Below are 16,480 nucleotides of genomic sequence, written 5' to 3' on the forward strand. Positions count from 1 at the left end.
CCGGCCCGGTGACACCACCCCCCGGGTCATGGTCGACAGGGGGCAAAAGTCATGCCGGGCCAGAAGGCCGGGAGCCTCATGATCGAGGCCGTCTAGAAGGTAACGGGGCCGGACCCGGACGACCCGGACGCGCGGGGGCCGTCAGGCGTCCTCGTGGGCGGAACGGCGGGCGCGGGGGCCGTCGAGCTCCACGGCGGTGCAGCGCCAGCGGAGGTCCCGGCCCCGTTCCAGGCGGAAGGCCATGGCGCGCAGCCGGTCGCCGGCGCCGATCCGGGCGAACACCTCCAGGGCGCCCTCCCAGGTCACGAAGTAGCCGATGTCCCGGACCACCGGGCGGTGCCCGAAGGCGAGGAGCGGGCCGTCCTCGGCGAGGCGGGCCAGGTCGTCGTAGGCGCGCCCGGCGGTGTGGCGCAGCATCGCGTGGACGGGGCGCTGCCCGCTGAGGACGGCGAGCAGCAGCTCGGCGAACCGGTCGGTGGGGCGGGGCTGCGGGACGGCGGCCGGCGGCCTGCGCGGGACCTGGGCGGGCACCCTCGGCAGAGCGGCGGGCGCGGCGGGGGCCGGAGCCGTGGCCCCCGTACCCCCGACGCCGTGCCCACCGCCCACGGGCGTGCCGGACCCGGCAACCCTGTCCGCACCCGTTCCGGGGACGGACCCGGGGACCGGCGCTCCGGCGAGGACGCGGGCGGCCCGTACGGAGGCCGCCCGGGCGTCCGACGCCCGGGCGGGAGCGGGGACCCGGGTGGGGCGCGGGACGGGGACCGTGGCGCCGGGGCGGGTGGTCGCGGCGGTGGCGGGCCGGTTGTCCGCGGGCCGGGTGGTCGGGGCGGTGGCGGCCGGCCTCCCGCCGCCGGGGGACGTGGTCCGCGCGGGACCTCCGGACGGCGTGCGGGGCGGAGTGGTGCCGTGCGGGCGGCGCTGGTCGCGGCGCTGGGGCGGACGGGAGCCGGCGCGCTGCTGCGTCCTGGTCATGACCTTGTTCACGGGACCCCGTTTCGACGGGCCCGGCAGCGCCCCGGCTCGGGGATCGGGGCGGTACCGGGCGGTAACTTCCTGGCTGGGGATCTTGTACGGGGCGCGGAGCCGCGGCGGCAAGACGAGGCACGACCTGTTCGGGCCCGCGCGGGATTCACTTATCCGGGTGACCGGACGGCGGCCGGGCCCGTGTTTGGGCGGGACCACCGGGTGAAGCGCGGGACGGAAGTGGACGCCCGGGGGCGCCGGGGGAGGGACTCGATGGGGGACACGCGCACGTATCCTGAAGGCCCCGCCGGACGGCTTCGCCGGCCTGCCCCCCACCCCACCCCGCCCGCTCCGGGAAACGCTTCGAGACAGGAAAACGGCCGACATGCGCGTCTACGTCCCCCTGACCCTTCCCGGTCTCGCCGAGGCCCACGCGGCGGGTGAGCTGGGCGACGGTCCCGTGGTGGCCTACGCCGTCACGCCGGCCCTGCGCGAGTGGTACCTCTCCGACGACATCGAGGAGCTGGAGTACGCCGCGCTGAACCGCGCCGCGCACGCCTCCCTGCGGCTGCTGGCGGCCGACCCCGCCGCGCCGCGCCGCCGGGTCGTCGTCGCTGTGGACGTCCCCGACCGCTCGGCGTCCGTGGACCCCGACCGGGGGCTCGACCCCGCTGCCCTCGGGGAGGTGCGGGTCGACGGACCGGTGCCCCTGGCGAAGGCGGCGGCGGTGCACGTGGACGCGGAGGACGCCGCGGCGGACGTGACGGCCGCGGCGGACGCGCTGCCCGCCGCCGACGCCGGGGACGACGACGCCCGTTTCACCGTGGACGGCGCGGAGGACCACGAACTGCTCTGGTTCGCCACGCAGGAGATCCCGGCCCTGGTGGAGCGGGTGGACCGGGGGGACCGGGCGGACCGGCGGGACTGAGCGCTTGGGCCACCGCCGGAGCGCGGACCCGCGGGTAAGGCCCGCGGCCGGTGTGTCACCGTCCCCGGCCGGGCTGTGGTCGTCCGCGATCCGGAGGCGGGTCCCGGCAGCCCCGGGGACGGCCGCCGCTGTGTGCCGGATGTCGGTGCGGCCGGGTATTTTTCCTGCATGGGGACGCAGACGCAGAGGGACGCGCACATCGTCTGGGACTGGAACGGCACGCTGTTCCACGACGTCGACGCCGTGATCGGGGCGACCAACGCCGCCTTCGCGGAACTCGGCCTGGAGCCGCTGACGCTGGAGCGGTACCGGGAGCTGTACTGCGTGCCGGTGCCGAAGTTCTACGAACGGCTCCTGGGGCGGCTGCCGACCGAGGCCGAGTGGGAGCGGATGGACACGATCTTCCACCGGTACTACACGGAGCACCGGGTGGCGTGCGGCCTCGCCGAGGGCGTGGCGGAGCTGCTGGCGGGCTGGACGTCCTCGGGCCGCAGCCAGTCGATCCTCAGCATGTACGGGCACGAGGAACTGGTGCCCCTGGTGCGCGGCTTCGGCATCGAGCCGCACTTCCTGCGGGTCGACGGGCGGACGGGGCCCTCCGGCGGCAGCAAGGCGGAGCACATGGTGCGGCACCTGGGCGCCCTGACGGACATCGTCCCGGAGCGCACGGTGGTGATCGGGGACGCCGCCGACGACGCGCTGGCGGCCCGGCACGTGGGCGCGCGGGCCGTCCTCTACACCGGGGGCTCGCACAGCCGGGCCAGCCTGGAGTCCGTCGGCGTGCCGGTCGTCGACACGCTGGCGGAGGCGGTGGCCGAGGCGGAGCGCCTGGCCGCCTGACCCCCCGGGGCCGAGCGGCGCGGGACCCAGCCTTCCGGTGCCCGGGCGGCGCGGAGCCGAACCGCTCCGGCGTTTGCCCGCGCCGAGCAGGTCCGCCGGGCACGTCCGCCGGGCCGGCCCGCCCCGAGGCCACCCGGTACGGTCACTGCGCCCGCCCGGGGCGCCCGAGTGGACGCCCGCTCAAGAGGCGCCCGGGGCGACGCCCGCCCAAGAGGCCCCCCGAGCCCGGCGCCCGCCCGCAGCCCGGGAACCCCGGCCGAGCCCGGGAACCCCGGCCCGAGGCCCCGCCACCCCCCCCCGCCGGCGTGGCCCGCAACACCCCCGCCCGACATGGCCCGCCCCGCGCCCGCCCGCCGGCCGTGACCCGCCACCACCCCACCCGCCGTGGCCCGCCCCCCCCCCGCGCCCGCGATGCCTGATCCCCCTCCCCGGGCACACTGTGCGAAACGTCAAACTTCCACCCCCGGTTTTGTACACATACGGCTCATGACGGGCCCCCTGCGAAGGGCGATAGCCTGGGTGGCGTGATCAGCGCGATACGTCGCGGGGACATGGACGTCCCCGCTGTTCGCCCGGAGAGCACGGACCACAACCGTGACCGGGTGGCGGTCGCCGATCCCCACGAGCGGGACGGGGCCCGGAGGGCACCCGGGACGCGGATCGTCCCACCGAGGACGCCTTCAGCGGCGTCATACCGGCCGGATGCGCCGACATCGGCCGAGAAGCCCCCGCTCCACCCCTCTCGCGGCATAGCGTCGGTACGGACCGGACATCCCGCGCCGTGTCGGCCGAACACCGCGAGCGCGGGCACCGTATTTCCTTCTACGTCACGCAACGGCGCGCGACAGGAGTCAGAGGACGATGCAGACCAAGCTGGACGAAGCCAAGGCCGAGCTGCTCGAAAGGGCCGCCCGGGTAGCTGAGAACAGCCCGGCCGGGGGGAAACTACCGACCGGGACGACGGGGCAGAGCACGCCCGACCGGGAATCCGTGCTCGCGTTCCTCCAGCGCTACTACCTGCACACCGCCCCGGAGGACCTCACCGACCGTGACCCGGTCGACGTCTTCGGGGCCGCCGTCTCGCACCACCGGCTGGCCGAGAACCGCCCGCAGGGCACGGCCAACGTCCGGGTGCACACCCCGACGGTCGAGGAGAACGGCTGGACGTCCAGCCACTCCGTCGTCGAGGTCGTCACCGACGACATGCCCTTTCTCGTCGACTCCGTCACCAACGAGCTGACCCGCCAGGGCCGCGGCATCCACGTCGTCATCCACCCGCAGATGGTGGTGCGGCGGGACGTCACCGGCAAACTGATCGAGGTGCGCCCGGTCCGGCCGGCCGGGGACCTCCCGCACGACGCCCACGTCGAGTCGTGGATCCACGTCGAGATCGACCGCGAGACCGACCGCGGCGACCTCAAGCAGATCACCGCCGATCTGCTGCGGGTGCTCTCCGACGTCCGTGAGGCCGTCGAGGACTGGGGCAAGATGCGCGAGGCGGCGACCCGGCTCGCCGGCGCGCTGCCCGACGAGCCCATGCCGCGGGACGTCGCCGAGCAGCAGGTCGACGAGGCCCGCGAGCTGCTGCGGTGGCTGGCCGACGACCACTTCACCTTCCTCGGCTACCGCGAGTACGAGCTGCGCGACGACGACTCCCTCGGCGCCATCCCGGGCACCGGCCTCGGCATCCTGCGCTCCGACCCCGCCCACGCGACCGCCGAGGGCCACCCGGTCAGCCCGTCCTTCGAGCGGCTGCCCGCGGACGCCCGCGCCAAGGCGCGCGAGCACAAGCTGCTGGTGCTGACCAAGGCCAACAGCCGGGCCACCGTGCACCGGCCGTCGTACCTGGACTACATCGGCGTCAAGAAGTTCGACGCGGACGGCAACGTCGTCGGCGAGCGGCGCTTCCTGGGCCTGTTCTCCTCCGCGGCCTACACCGAGTCCGTCCGCCGCGTGCCGGTGATCCGCCGCAAGGTCGAGGAGGTCCTGGAGCGCGCCGGGTTCTCCCCGCACAGCCACGACGGACGTGACCTGCTGCAGATCCTGGAGACCTACCCGCGCGACGAGCTGTTCCAGACGCCCCTCGCGGAACTCCAGTCGATCGTCACCTCGGTGCTCTACCTCCAGGAGCGGCGGCGGCTGCGCCTCTACCTGCGCCAGGACGAGTACGGGCGCTACTACTCCGCCCTGGTCTACCTGCCGCGCGACCGCTACACCACGGGTGTCCGCCTGCGGATCATCGACATCCTCAAGGAGGAACTCGGCGGCGTCAGCGTCGACTTCACCGCCTGGAACACCGAGTCGGTCCTCTCCCGGCTGCACTTCGTCGTCCGGGTCCCGCAGGGCACCGAACTGAAGCACCTGTCCGACAGCGACAAGGAGCGCATCGAGGGCCGGCTGGTCGAGGCCGCCCGCTCCTGGCACGACGGCTTCGGTGAGGCGCTGACCGCCGAGTTCGGCGAGGAGCGCGCCGCCGAGCTGCTGCGCCGTTACGCGGGCGCCTTCACCGAGGGCTACAAGGCCGACCACACCCCGCGCAGCGCCGTCGCCGACCTGGTCCGCCTCGAACAGCTCGACGAGGACAACGACTTCGAGCTGAGCCTGTACGAGCCGGTGGGCGCGGCTCCCGAGGAGCGCCGCTTCAAGATCTACCGCAAGGGCGAGGCGGTCTCCCTGTCCGCGGTGCTGCCCGTGCTGCAGCGGCTCGGCGTCGAGGTCGTCGACGAGCGGCCCTACGAGCTGCGCTGCGACGACCACGACATCGCCTGGATCTACGACTTCGGCCTGCGCCTGCCCAAGGCACCCGCCGGGGGCGCCGACTACCTCGGCGACGACGCCCGCGAGCGGTTCCAGGAGGCGTTCGCCGCCACCTGGACCGGCAAGGCGGAGAACGACGGCCTCAACGCCCTCGTGCTGAGCGCCGGCCTGACCTGGCGTCAGGCCGTGGTCCTGCGCGCCTACGCCAAGTACCTGCGCCAGGCCAACTCCACGTTCAGCCAGAACTACATGGAGGACACCCTCCGCAACAACGTCCACACCACCCGGCTCCTGGTCTCCCTGTTCGAGGCCCGGATGTCGCCGGACCGGCAGCGCGCCGGGCACGAACTGGTGGACGCCCTGCTGGAGGAGCTCGACGCCGCGCTCGACCAGGTGGCCTCGCTGGACGAGGACCGCATCCTGCGGTCCTTCCTCAACGTCATCAAGGCGACGCTGCGCACCAACTTCTTCCAGGAGACCGGCGACGGCCGTCCGCACGACTACGTCGCCATGAAGTTCGACCCCACGGCCATCCCCGACCTGCCGGCCCCGCGCCCGGCGTTCGAGATCTGGGTGTACTCGCCGAGGGTCGAGGGTGTGCACCTGCGCTACGGCAAGGTCGCCCGCGGTGGTCTGCGCTGGTCGGACCGCCGGGAGGACTTCCGCACGGAGATCCTCGGCCTGGTCAAGGCGCAGATGGTGAAGAACACCGTGATCGTGCCGGTCGGCGCCAAGGGCGGCTTCGTCGCCAAGCAGCTCCCCGACCCCAACGTGGACCGGGACGCCTGGATGGCCGAGGGCGTCGCCGCGTACCGGACGTTCATCTCGGCGCTGCTGGACATCACCGACAACATGGTGGCCGGCGAGGTCGTCCCGCCCGCCGACGTCGTCCGGCACGACGAGGACGACACCTACCTCGTCGTCGCGGCCGACAAGGGCACCGCGCGGTTCTCCGACATCGCCAACGAGGTCGCCGCGTCGTACGACTTCTGGCTCGGCGACGCCTTCGCCTCCGGCGGCTCGGCCGGCTACGACCACAAGGGCATGGGCATCACCGCCCGCGGTGCCTGGGAGTCCGTCAAGCGGCACTTCCGCGAGCTGGGCGTGGACACCCAGAGCGAGGACTTCACGGTCGTCGGCATCGGCGACATGTCCGGTGACGTGTTCGGCAACGGCATGCTGCTGAGCGAGCACATCCGCCTGGTCGCCGCCTTCGACCACCGGCACATCTTCGTCGACCCGGCCCCCGACGCGGCCGTCTCCTACGCCGAGCGGCGCCGCCTGTTCGAGCTGCCCCGCAGCTCCTGGGCGGACTACGACACCGCGCTGATGTCGCCCGGCGGCGGGATCTTCCCCCGCACCGCCAAGTCGATCCCGGTCAGCCCGCAGATGCGCGAGGTCCTCGGCATCGACGAGGGCATCACCAAGATGACCCCGCCCGAACTGATCCGGGCCGTCCTCAAGGCGCCGGTGGACCTGCTGTGGAACGGCGGCATCGGCACCTACGTCAAGGCGTCCACGGAGTCCCACGCGGACGTCGGCGACAAGGGCAACGACGCCATCCGCGTCGACGGCAAGGACCTGCGGGTCCGGGTGATCGGCGAGGGCGGCAACCTGGGCATGACCCAGCTGGGCCGCATCGAGGCCGCGCTGCACGGCATCAAGAACAACACCGACGCCATCGACAACAGCGCGGGCGTGGACACCTCCGACCACGAGGTGAACATCAAGATCCTGCTCAACGGCCTGGTCGCGGACGGCGACCTGACCGTCAAGCAGCGCAACAAACTGCTCGCCGAGATGACCGACGAGGTCGGCCGGATGGTGCTGCGCAGCAACTACGCGCAGAACACCGCCATCGCCAACGCCCTGGCCCAGTCCAAGGACATGCTCCACGCCCAGCAGCGCTTCCTGAAGCACCTGGTGCGTGAGGGGCACCTCGACCGGGCCCTGGAGTTCCTGCCCACCGACCGCCAGATCCGCGAGCGGCTCGCCAACGGGCAGGGTCTGACCGGCCCCGAGACGGCCGTCCTGCTGGCGTACACGAAGATCACGGTCGCCGAGGAGCTGCTGCACACCTCGCTCCCCGACGACCCGTACCTGAAGGTGCTGCTGCACGCCTACTTCCCGTCGGCGCTGCGCGAGCGGTACCTGGACCGGATCGACAACCACCCGCTGCGCCGCGAGATCACCACGACCGTCCTGGTCAACGACACGGTCAACACCGGCGGTACGACGTACCTGCACCGGATGCGCGAGGAGACCGGGGCGTCGCTGGAGGAGATCGTCCGGGCCCAGACCGCGGCCCGCGCGATCTTCCGCGCCGCGGTGGTGTGGGACGGGGTCGAGGCCCTGGACAACAAGGTCGACGCCGACGTCCAGACCCGCATCCGGCTGCACTCCCGGCGGCTGGTCGAGCGCGGCACGCGCTGGCTGCTCAACAACCGGCCGCAGCCGCTGGAGCTCGGGGAGACGGTGTCCTTCTTCTCCGAGCGGGTGGAGCAGGTCTGGTCGCAGCTGCCCAAGCTGCTGCGCGGGGCGGACCTGGAGTGGTACCAGAAGATCCACGACGAGCTGACGGGCGTCGGCGTGGGCGACGAACTCGCCACCCGCGTCGCCGGGTTCTCCTCCGCCTTCCCGACCCTCGACATCGTGTCGGTGGCCGACCGGATGGGCAAGGAGCCGCTGGACGTCGCCGAGGTGTACTACGACCTCGCGGACCGGCTGCGCATCACCGGGCTGATGGACCGCATCAGCGAACTGCCGCGCACCGACCGCTGGCAGTCCATGGCCCGCGCCGCGATCCGTGAGGACCTGTACGCCGCGCACGCGTCGCTGACCGCGGAGGTCCTGGCGGTCGGCGACGGCACGTCGACGCCGAGCCGGCGCTTCGAGGTCTGGGAGGAGCGGAACGCGGCACTGCTGGGCCGCGCGCGCACCACGCTGGAGGAGATCCAGAGCTCCGACACGTTCGACCTGGCCAACCTGTCGGTGGCCATGCGGACCATGCGGACGCTGCTGCGCACCCACTCCTGACGCAGCCGTGTGACGGGGGCGCTCCGGGCCGTTGCGGCCAGGGGGCGCCCCCGTGGCGTGTGCGGGCGGTGGGTCCCGGTGGCGTTGCGGGCGGTGGTCCCGGCCGGCGCGGGCGCGGGACCGGGCCAGGACGGCGACGGGGTCCCGGGGGCGGGCCGGCCACCCGGTGTTACGGCGGCGACCGGTGCGACGGCGGCGACCGGTGGGACGGCGACCGGCGGCCGTCGAAGGGCGGCCCTTGAGGCCGGTCGTCGTCGAGCGGCGGCCCCTGAGGCCGGTCACCGTCGAGCGGCGCCCCGTGCTCCGTGGCCGCCGCCGACGGCCCACGGCCGGGGCGCGGCCGGGGCGCGGTGGGCAGCCGCCCGGGTGGGGTGGACCCCGTCACGGACCCGCGGGCTCCACCGCACCGGAAGGGCGGACACGGACGTGGGCCGGGCCGAGGCGGACAGCCCGGCACGGCCCACGTCCCCATCCGCCCGCGAGCCGGTCAGGCGTCGGCGGTCACGGCCTTCGGCGCCGGCTTGGCCGTCTTGGGGCGGGCCTTGCGGGGGCGTTCGCCGGTGTCGCCGGTGAACTTCTCGTACTCCGCGAGGACTTCCTCGGTCGGCCCGTCCATGCGCAGCTCGCCGCGCTCCAGCCAGAGCGCGCGGTCGCAGGTGTCGCGGATCGTCTTGTTGTTGTGGCTGACCAGGAAGACCGTGCCGGCCTGCTCGCGCAGCTCCCGGATCCGGGCCTCCGACCGCTTGCGGAAGGACCGGTCACCGGTGGCCAGCGCCTCGTCGATGAGCAGCACGTCGTGGTCCTTGGCGGCGGCGATGGAGAACCGCAGGCGGGCGGCCATGCCGGAGGAGTAGGTGCGCATCGGCAGGGTGATGAAGTCGCCCTTCTCGTTGATGCCGGAGAAGTCGACGATCTCCTGGTAGCGCGCACGGATCTGCTCACGGGTCATGCCCATCGCGAGGCCGCCCAGGTGGACGTTGCGCTCGCCCGTCAGGTCGCTCATCAGGGCGGCGTTGACGCCGAGGAGGGAGGGCTGGCCGTCGGTGTAGATGCGGCCGTTCTCCACCGGCAGGAGCCCGGCGACGGCCTTGAGCAGGGTCGACTTGCCGGAGCCGTTGGAGCCGATGAGGCCGATGGCCTCGCCCCGGTACGCCACGAACGACACGTTGCGCACGGCGTGCACCCGGCGCACACCGGCCGCCTTGCGGGCCTTCTCGCGGCGCAGGATGCGGTTCAGGGCGGCGGTGGCGGAGCCGCGCCCGGCGCCGGTGCCGTTGACCTCGTAGACGATGTCCACGCCGTCGGCGATCACGGTGGGGATCTTCTCGTCGGTGTGCTCAGCCACGGCCGTAGGTCTCCTCAGCCTTCCAGAAGTAGACGAACCCGATCCCGCCGGCCAGCAGGGCCCAGCCGAGGCCGAAGGCCCAGACATGCGCGGGCAGGTAGGAGGAACCGTAGCCGTCGATCAGGGCGAAGCGGACCAGGTCCATGTAGACGGCCGCCGGGTTCCACTGGAGCACGTCGGCCAGCCAGGCGGGCACGTTCTTGTCGGCGAGCATCGCCGGGATGCTGAACATCACGCCCGAGGCGTACATCCAGGTGCGCAGCACGAACGGCATCAGCTGGGCGAGGTCGGGGGTGCGGCTGCCCAGCCGGGCGAAGATCAGGGCCAGGCCGGTGTTGAAGACGAACTGCAGCAGCAGCGCGGGCGCCACCAGCAGCCAGGACCAGGACGGCAGGGACCCGAACGCCATCACCACCACGACCAGCACGATCATGGAGAACAGCAGCTGCTGGAGCTGCTGGAGGGCGAACGAGATCGGCAGCGAGGCGCGCGGGAAGTGCAGCGCCCGCACCAGCCCCAGGTTGCCGGAGATCGCCCGCACGCCGGCCAGCACCGAGCTCTGGGTGAAGGTGAACACGAACACGCCGGTCACCAGGAACGGCACGTACATCTCGCTCGGGATGCCCCGCCGGGCGCCGAGCAGCAGGCCGAAGATGAAGAAGTAGACGGCCGCGTTCAGCAGGGGCGTCGCGACCTGCCACAGCTGGCCCAGCTTGGCCTGGCTGTACTGGGCCGTCACCTTGGCCTGGGAGAACGCCAGGATGAAGTGCCGCCGCCCCCACAGCTGACGGACGTACTCCGGCAGGGACGGCCGGGCGCCGCTGACGCTGAGGCCGTGCCGGGCGGCCAGGGCCGCGAGGTCGTCCCCGCCGGCCGGGCGGCCCGGGGGTGCGGGGGGCGGTGTGTGGAGGGCCTGACTCACATCCGCTGCTTTCGCTAGGGGGCGGGGGCGCGAGGGGCGACGCGTCGGGACGGCACCGTATCGTCGCCACGCGAGAGTAAGTCGAATGCACGTCGGAACGCAACCGTATCGTCGTCACGCCCTATGCTGGTCCGCATGACGACGAACGCCGAGGAGCCCCAGCCGCGTCCGCGCCGGCGGGCCCCCGCCGGGGCCGCCGTCCTGCGGGAGGACGTGACGGAGGCGATCCGGTCCGCCGTCTTCGGGGAACTGGCCGCCGTCGGCTACGCGCGGATGTCCATCGAGGGCATCGCCCGCCGCGCGGGGGTCGGCAAGACAGCGGTCTACCGCCGCTGGCGTTCCAAGCTGCACCTCGTCCTCGACCTCGTCTCCGCGCTCGCCGTCCAGGGGCTGCCCGCCCCGGACACCGGCTCGCTGGAGGGCGACCTGCGCCTGCTGTACGAGGTCACCGCCCGCGCCCTGCGCCACCCCGTCGCCAGCCAGATCCTCCCCGACCTCCAGGCCGAGGCGGCCCGCAACCCCGAGATCGCCGAGGCCCTGCAGAAGGCGCTGCGGGAGGGCCAGGACGGCGTGGCCCGGGGCATCGTCACGGCGGCCCAGGAGCGCGGCGAACTCGCCCCCGGCCTCGACCACGCCCTGGCCCTCGACCTGATCTCCGGCCCGCTGTACTGGCGCTCCGTCGTCATCCGCGGCCCGAAGCCGCCCCAGGGATACCTGACGGCCCTGACCCGGGCCACGACGGCGGCGCTGAAGGCACTGTGACGCGGGGGACACCGGGGCCCCGGGCCTGACGGACCCCGCATCCCCGGCTCGTGGGGGCCCAGGCCTGACGGCCCCACATCCCCGGCTCGTGGGGACCACGGGCGCTATGGACCCCAGATCCCTGTGGCGCGGGGGCCCAGGTGCCCCGGGACCGACGGACCCCGGAGTTCGGCCGAGGCCGGCGTCCCGCGGTCGCCGTCGGCCTCAGTGGACCAGGCGCCGTACCCGCGCGCGGGTGACCGCGGCGAGCCCGTGCACCCCGGCCGCCACTCGCACGGCGAGGGACCCGGAGTGCGTGGCGTACGGCCGGACCAGCAGCACCCCGTGCCGGCGGCTCGGCAGCACCCGGCGGTCCAGCAGGCCGGGGCCGTCGACCGCGTGCGCGGTGACCTCCCGGTCCGAGCCGTCCCGGAAGCGCAGCCGCAGCCGCAGGTCCCAGGCGCCGGGGCCGAGCGCGGCCAGCCGGCTCGGGCGGACGGGCGTCTCCGCGGTCCAGCCGCCCTCGGTCGACGCCCGCAGCGGCACGGTACGGCGGACGGCCGCGCCCTCCGGCCCCCGGTGCCGCCACTCCACGTCCACCGCCAGCGCCCCCACCAGCTCCACCCGCCCGTACAGGTCGTGCAGGCGCAGCCGCAGCGTGCCGGACCGCGCGGTGAGGCGCAGCTCCGCGTCGACCGCGAGCGGGAGCAGGGCGACCGGCCGGGTCAGCAGCCCGTCCAGCGCGATGCCGGGCAGGTCCTCGGACCAGCAGGGTGTGCCGTCCTCGGTGTGGGCGTAGGGCGGGAGCAGCCGGGCCGGGCGGGCGGCCAGTTCACGGAGGCGGTCGAGGTCGCGGGGCTCGGTGGAGGCCAGCAGCACGCGGCCGATCAGCCGTCCCGGCGCGACCGGGTCGCGGTCCCAGTCGGCGGCGTCGAACCCGGACAGGAAGGCGCGGGTGTGCGCCCACCAGGCGCGCCGGTGGGTGTCGTCGTGCTGTGGCAGCTCCCGTACGGACCTGCGCAGGTCGTGGTCGAGGAAGCCGGCCCGGACCGCCCGGGCCAGCCGCGTCTGCCCGGCCTCCAGCAGCGTCGTGTGGGCCTCCCGGCAGGCGCCGGTGCGGGCGCGCCAGGCGTCGAGGTCCACGGTGTCGGCCTCTCCGGCCGGGGCGGCGGGGCCGGCGGACCGGTCCACCTGCCAGAGGTAGACCCGGTCCGGGATCAGCGCGGTCCGCGGCCGTGCCGCCCACACGCGCGCGGTGAGGACGGGGTCCTCGTGGGTGGGGCGGCCCTCGGGGAAGCGGATGCCGTGCTCGCGCAGGAAGGCGGTGGCGTACAGCTTGTTGACGTACAGGGTGTCGTGGACCAGGCGCGGCTGCCGCTCCGGTTCGGGGAGCACGGCCGGGGCGGCGTACAGGGTGGGCAGCCACCGGCTCTCGCGGCCCGAGGGCAGCTCCCGCCGGACGCACAGGCCGCTCACCACCTGGGCGTCGGCCGCGGTCGCGGCGCGCAGCAGCGCCTCCACCGCGCCCGGCGGCAGGAGGTCGCCGCCGTCGAGGAACATCACGTACGGCGCGCCCACCGCGCCGAGCCCGGTGTCGCGCGGGGTGGCGGGGCCGGCGGGGTGGCGGACCACCCGCACGCGCGGATCGCCGGGGGGCGTGGCGCCCCCGTCCCCTCGGCCGGAGGCGCCGGGGACGACGATCACCTCGCGCACGGCCGGTCCCTGGTCCAGCGCGGAGCGCACCGCGTCGGCCACGGGTGCGCCGTCCCGTGCCAGGACGACGACGGCGACGGATGCGGTGGCCGGCGGGGCGGACGAGGCCGGCGAGGTGGACGAGGCGGGGCGCGGGTCGGAAGGCATGGGGTTCCTGAGGAGCTGGGGGTCGGTGGGGTGGGCGGGTTACTCGGCTCCTTCCCGCCCCGGGCCGTTTCGTACCTCTTCGGGGGCGGTCACGGGTCCCTCCGGGACCGAGGGGCGTCCCTTCCGGGGCCGGTCGGGCCCCCTTCCGGTACCGATCGGGCCTCCCCGTCCGGGCTGGTCGGGCGTCCCCCTCCGGCCCGGTCACACGTCCTCGGCCGCCGCTGCCGCGTCCAGGGCCGCGGTGAGGTGGTCCAGGCGGGCCCGCAGGTCCCGGATCCCGTCGAGGTCGAAACCGGTGGCCGCGGTGACCCGCTGCGGCACCCGCAGGGCCCGCTCCCGCAGGGCGGCACCCTCCTCGGTCGGCCGCACCTCCACCGAGCGTTCGTCCCGGGCGCTGCGCTCGCGCACCACCAGACCGACCGCCTCCAGCCGCTTGAGCAGCGGGGACAGGGTGCCGGAGTCGAGGCGCAGGTGGGCGCCGAGCTGCTTCACGGGGAGCGTGCCGTGCTCCCAGAGCACCAGCATCACCAGGTACTGCGGATAGGTGAGCCCGAGGTCCTTGAGCACCACCCGGTAGACGCCGTTGAACGCCCGGGACGCGGCGTGCAGGGAGAAGCAGATCTGCTGGTCGAGGCGGAGCCAGTCGCCGTGCTGGGGATCCGGGACCGGAGTGGGGGCCGGGGTGTCCGGTGGGGAGGTCGCTGCCATGTCTCCAGGGTAGCCCCGGCCGTCATTCAATTGCGCGCAATTGAATTGTGTGCTCTACTCGTGGTCGTGAGGCGGCCGGGAGCACGCACCGGTCGGCCGCCCGAACCGGACAACCACCCACGGAGGGTTCCTTCATGGACGCGCTCTACACCGCCGTCGCCACCGCCACCCACGGCCGGGACGGCCGCGCCGTCACCTCCGACGGCAAGCTCGACGTCGCCCTGACCGCCCCCACCGAGCTGGGCGGCAGCGGCACGGGCACCAACCCGGAGCAGCTGTTCGCCGCCGGGTACGCGGCCTGCTTCGGCAGCGCCCTCGGTGTCGTCGGCCGGGCCGCCAAGGTCGACGTGAGCGAGGCCGCGGTGACCGCCGAGGTGGACCTCGGCAAGCAGGGCGAGGGCTTCGCGCTCGCGGTGACCCTGCGCGTCGAGCTGCCCGACGGCCTGGACGAGGCGACCGGGCGCAAGCTGGTCGAGCAGGCCCACCAGGTCTGCCCGTACTCCAACGCCACCCGCGGCAACATCCCCGTCGACCTCGTCATCGAGTGACCCCCGGCGGACCGGGGCGGCGCCACCCGTCCGACGGCGCCCCCGGTCCGCGACCCGCCGTCCCGGGGCCCCGAGGCGGCGACCCGTGGCCCTGGGAGCCCGAGGCGCCCACCCGCGGCCCCGGACTCCGAAGCACCGGCTGCGGGCCCCGGAGGCCCCGGCTCCGGCCTCCGGAACACCGGCCACGAGACCGGGCGCCCCGGGAGCCGGAGCCCACGGATCAACCGCCGATGCGGGCCAGCACCTCCCCCGTCCGGGGGCTCCAGGTCACCACCACCGCCTCCGGCGGGACCGGCGTGCGCGGGGTGAGCAGCAGCCAGCGCACCCGCAGGCGGCGCACCACCCCGGCGCGCTCCGCGCGGGTCGAGCCGGGGTCGAGCACGACCCGGACACCGGCCAGCCGCCGCTGCCGTTCGAGCTCGTCCAGGGCCGGGTCCGGCACGGTGGGGGCGGCCAGGTCGGCCCCGTACCCGGGGAGCGTGAGCGCGGCCCGCGGGTCGTCCGTGACCACCGCCTCGCCCCGCCCGATGTGCCGTACCGCCCAGGTGTAGTCCGGCCAGCGGGGCAGCTGCACCGCACCCACCGGATCCAGCGCCCGCGGCACCACCGCCCCGGCGTGCACGGTCAGCAGTCCCGCGCAGAACCCGGCCGCCGCCGCCACACACAGCACCCGCCGCCCCGCCGGCCACGGCCGGGGCGCCGCCAGCTCCACCGCGAGCGCGCACAGCGCCGCCACCACGACGAGCCCCAGCGCCCGCGCGCCCGCGGGCCGGCCGGACGTCCAGCCGTACGCCGCCACCGCCCCGCCCAGGACCGCCATCAGCACCAGCGGATCGCGCGGCGACCCCCGCCGCGCCCGCAGCCACAGCGCCGGGAGCCCCAGCAGCACCGGCCAGAACACCCCGGCGAGCCCCCGGTACAGGTGACGGTGCTCCGCGCCCGCGTCCCGCCACACCGCCGGGTCGAACACGTCGAAGTACGGCCACACCGCCCCCGCCAGCAGCGCCACCGCCCCCGTCAGCGCCCAGCGCGCCGCGACCGCCGGCCGCCACCCGCGCTGCTCGCCGGCGACCAGCGCCACCGCGCCCAGCCCCGCCGCCAGCGCGGTGGCCGGGTGGACCAGCAGGACCAGCCCGTACAGCACGCCCAGGGCCGCCCACCCGGAGGGCCCGCGCAGCCCGCACGGCCCGACGTGGCGCACGGGGCCCGCGTCACGCGCCCGCGCCCCGGTCAGCGCCCACGCCCAGCAGGTCAGCCCGAGGGCGAGCACCGACGGGTACGCCAGGGTCGCGGCCGGCGGCAGCAGCCCGGGGCCGCCGCTCCACCCCGCACCCTCCGCGGCCCACAACGACGTCATCGCCACCAGTGCCAGGACCGGCGCCCAGCGGCGCGGCGTCAGCATCCGGACGAAGCGGCCCAGCCCCACGATCAGCACCAGCAGGTTCAGCGGCCCGGTCAGCCGGAGCACCTCCCGGCCGCCCAGTCCGGTCAGCCGGGCGACGGCACCCTGGGCCAGGGAGTACGGCGAGTAGGCCGGGCTGCCCGCGCCCGGCAGGGCGGCCGTCGGGTGCCGCGGGTGCAGCAGGTCGTCCCGCAGGCGTTCCACGGCCGCCGCGTGCAGTCCGGCGTCGCAGCACAGCGGCACCGCCCAGAACGCCAGGGACAGCGCGAGCCAGCACAGCAGGCCGGCCAGCTGGTACGGCGTGGGCCGCCACGAGTGGCCGCCGCGCAGCGCCGTGGCCCCGGTCAGGGCACGCCGGGCCAGGACCGCGGGGGTCACCGGCTCGGGCGGGTCGGTCGGGAGACGGGGGGCATCTGCCGTACCTTCCCGT

The 16,480-nt window shown here is 74.8% G+C and carries 11 protein-coding genes; 5 read left to right on the forward strand and 6 right to left on the reverse strand.

Going from position 1 to position 16,480, the window contains the following annotated elements; translation table 11 throughout:
- Window positions 1-141 precede the first annotated feature (141 nt).
- Window positions 142-972: an Rv3235 family protein gene (locus AC02VZ_RS13845; RefSeq protein WP_476475452.1), complete on the reverse strand. Its 831-nt coding sequence runs from the start codon at window positions 970-972 to the stop codon at window positions 142-144.
- 376 nt (window positions 973-1,348) lie between these two features.
- Here AC02VZ_RS13845 and AC02VZ_RS13850 point away from each other — a divergent pair, with 376 nt between their 5' ends.
- The 3 genes from AC02VZ_RS13850 to AC02VZ_RS13860 all read left to right on the forward strand — a co-directional run bounded on the left by AC02VZ_RS13850 (window position 1,349) and on the right by AC02VZ_RS13860 (window position 8,524).
- Complete coding sequence (locus tag AC02VZ_RS13850) at window positions 1,349-1,891, forward strand: DUF6912 family protein (RefSeq protein ID WP_432058584.1); 543 nt, start codon at window positions 1,349-1,351, stop codon at window positions 1,889-1,891.
- 168 nt (window positions 1,892-2,059) lie between these two features.
- The gene (locus AC02VZ_RS13855) at window positions 2,060-2,731 is read left to right on the forward strand and encodes an HAD family hydrolase (protein WP_432058583.1); all 672 of its coding nucleotides are present in this window, start codon (window positions 2,060-2,062) and stop codon (window positions 2,729-2,731) included.
- An 861-nt stretch (window positions 2,732-3,592) separates the two neighbouring features.
- Window positions 3,593-8,524, forward strand: a complete 4,932-nt coding sequence (locus AC02VZ_RS13860; RefSeq protein WP_476475453.1) for an NAD-glutamate dehydrogenase — start codon at window positions 3,593-3,595, stop codon at window positions 8,522-8,524.
- 487 nt (window positions 8,525-9,011) lie between these two features.
- On the opposite strand, the gene AC02VZ_RS13865 is transcribed toward AC02VZ_RS13860, so the two are convergent.
- Together AC02VZ_RS13865 and AC02VZ_RS13870 are read right to left on the reverse strand one after the other, a co-directional pair.
- Complete coding sequence (locus tag AC02VZ_RS13865; protein WP_476475454.1) at window positions 9,012-9,869, reverse strand: ABC transporter ATP-binding protein; 858 nt, start codon at window positions 9,867-9,869, stop codon at window positions 9,012-9,014.
- Window positions 9,862-10,791, reverse strand: a complete 930-nt coding sequence (locus AC02VZ_RS13870; RefSeq protein WP_476475455.1) for an ABC transporter permease — start codon at window positions 10,789-10,791, stop codon at window positions 9,862-9,864. Before AC02VZ_RS13870 ends, AC02VZ_RS13865 begins: the two co-directional genes overlap by 8 nt.
- 123 nt (window positions 10,792-10,914) lie before the next feature.
- Here AC02VZ_RS13870 and AC02VZ_RS13875 point away from each other — a divergent pair, with 123 nt between their 5' ends.
- On the forward strand, window positions 10,915-11,553 hold the full coding sequence (locus AC02VZ_RS13875) for a TetR/AcrR family transcriptional regulator (protein ID WP_476475456.1): 639 nt from the start codon (window positions 10,915-10,917) through the stop codon (window positions 11,551-11,553).
- Window positions 11,554-11,757: 204 nt separating this feature from the next.
- Here AC02VZ_RS13875 and AC02VZ_RS13880 read toward each other — a convergent pair whose 3' ends face one another.
- Both AC02VZ_RS13880 and AC02VZ_RS13885 read right to left on the reverse strand, forming a co-directional pair.
- The gene (locus tag AC02VZ_RS13880) at window positions 11,758-13,392 is read right to left on the reverse strand and encodes a glycosyltransferase family 2 protein (protein WP_476475457.1); all 1,635 of its coding nucleotides are present in this window, start codon (window positions 13,390-13,392) and stop codon (window positions 11,758-11,760) included.
- A gap of 201 nt (window positions 13,393-13,593) precedes the next feature.
- On the reverse strand, window positions 13,594-14,100 hold the full coding sequence (locus AC02VZ_RS13885) for a MarR family winged helix-turn-helix transcriptional regulator (protein WP_476475458.1): 507 nt from the start codon (window positions 14,098-14,100) through the stop codon (window positions 13,594-13,596).
- 134 nt (window positions 14,101-14,234) lie between these two features.
- On the opposite strand from AC02VZ_RS13885, the gene AC02VZ_RS13890 reads away from it, so the two are divergent.
- Window positions 14,235-14,648 (forward strand): organic hydroperoxide resistance protein, encoded by a 414-nt coding sequence (locus AC02VZ_RS13890; protein WP_432055080.1) that lies wholly within the window; start codon window positions 14,235-14,237, stop codon window positions 14,646-14,648.
- A gap of 220 nt (window positions 14,649-14,868) precedes the next feature.
- Here AC02VZ_RS13890 and AC02VZ_RS13895 read toward each other — a convergent pair whose 3' ends face one another.
- Entirely contained in the window at window positions 14,869-16,428 is a 1,560-nt protein-coding gene (locus AC02VZ_RS13895; protein WP_476475459.1) for a hypothetical protein, read from the reverse strand.
- Between the last annotated feature and the right edge of the window lie 52 nt (window positions 16,429-16,480).

It is taken from the genome of Streptomyces sp. 3-6, from assembly GCF_056323165.1.

Excerpts from the sequence above, each read along its gene's own strand:
- AC02VZ_RS13845 (WP_476475452.1), bottom strand. The coding sequence starts at position 972 with ATGACCAGGACGCAGCAGCGCGCCGGCTCCCGTCCGCCCCAGCGCCGC.
- AC02VZ_RS13850 (WP_432058584.1), top strand. The coding sequence starts at position 1,349 with ATGCGCGTCTACGTCCCCCTGACCCTTCCCGGTCTCGCCGAGGCCCAC.
- AC02VZ_RS13855 (WP_432058583.1), top strand. The coding sequence starts at position 2,060 with ATGGGGACGCAGACGCAGAGGGACGCGCACATCGTCTGGGACTGGAAC.
- AC02VZ_RS13860 (WP_476475453.1), top strand. The coding sequence starts at position 3,593 with ATGCAGACCAAGCTGGACGAAGCCAAGGCCGAGCTGCTCGAAAGGGCC.
- AC02VZ_RS13875 (WP_476475456.1), top strand. The coding sequence starts at position 10,915 with ATGCTGGTCCGCATGACGACGAACGCCGAGGAGCCCCAGCCGCGTCCG.
- AC02VZ_RS13880 (WP_476475457.1), bottom strand. The coding sequence starts at position 13,392 with ATGCCTTCCGACCCGCGCCCCGCCTCGTCCACCTCGCCGGCCTCGTCC.
- AC02VZ_RS13885 (WP_476475458.1), bottom strand. The coding sequence starts at position 14,100 with ATGGCAGCGACCTCCCCACCGGACACCCCGGCCCCCACTCCGGTCCCG.
- AC02VZ_RS13890 (WP_432055080.1), top strand. The coding sequence starts at position 14,235 with ATGGACGCGCTCTACACCGCCGTCGCCACCGCCACCCACGGCCGGGAC.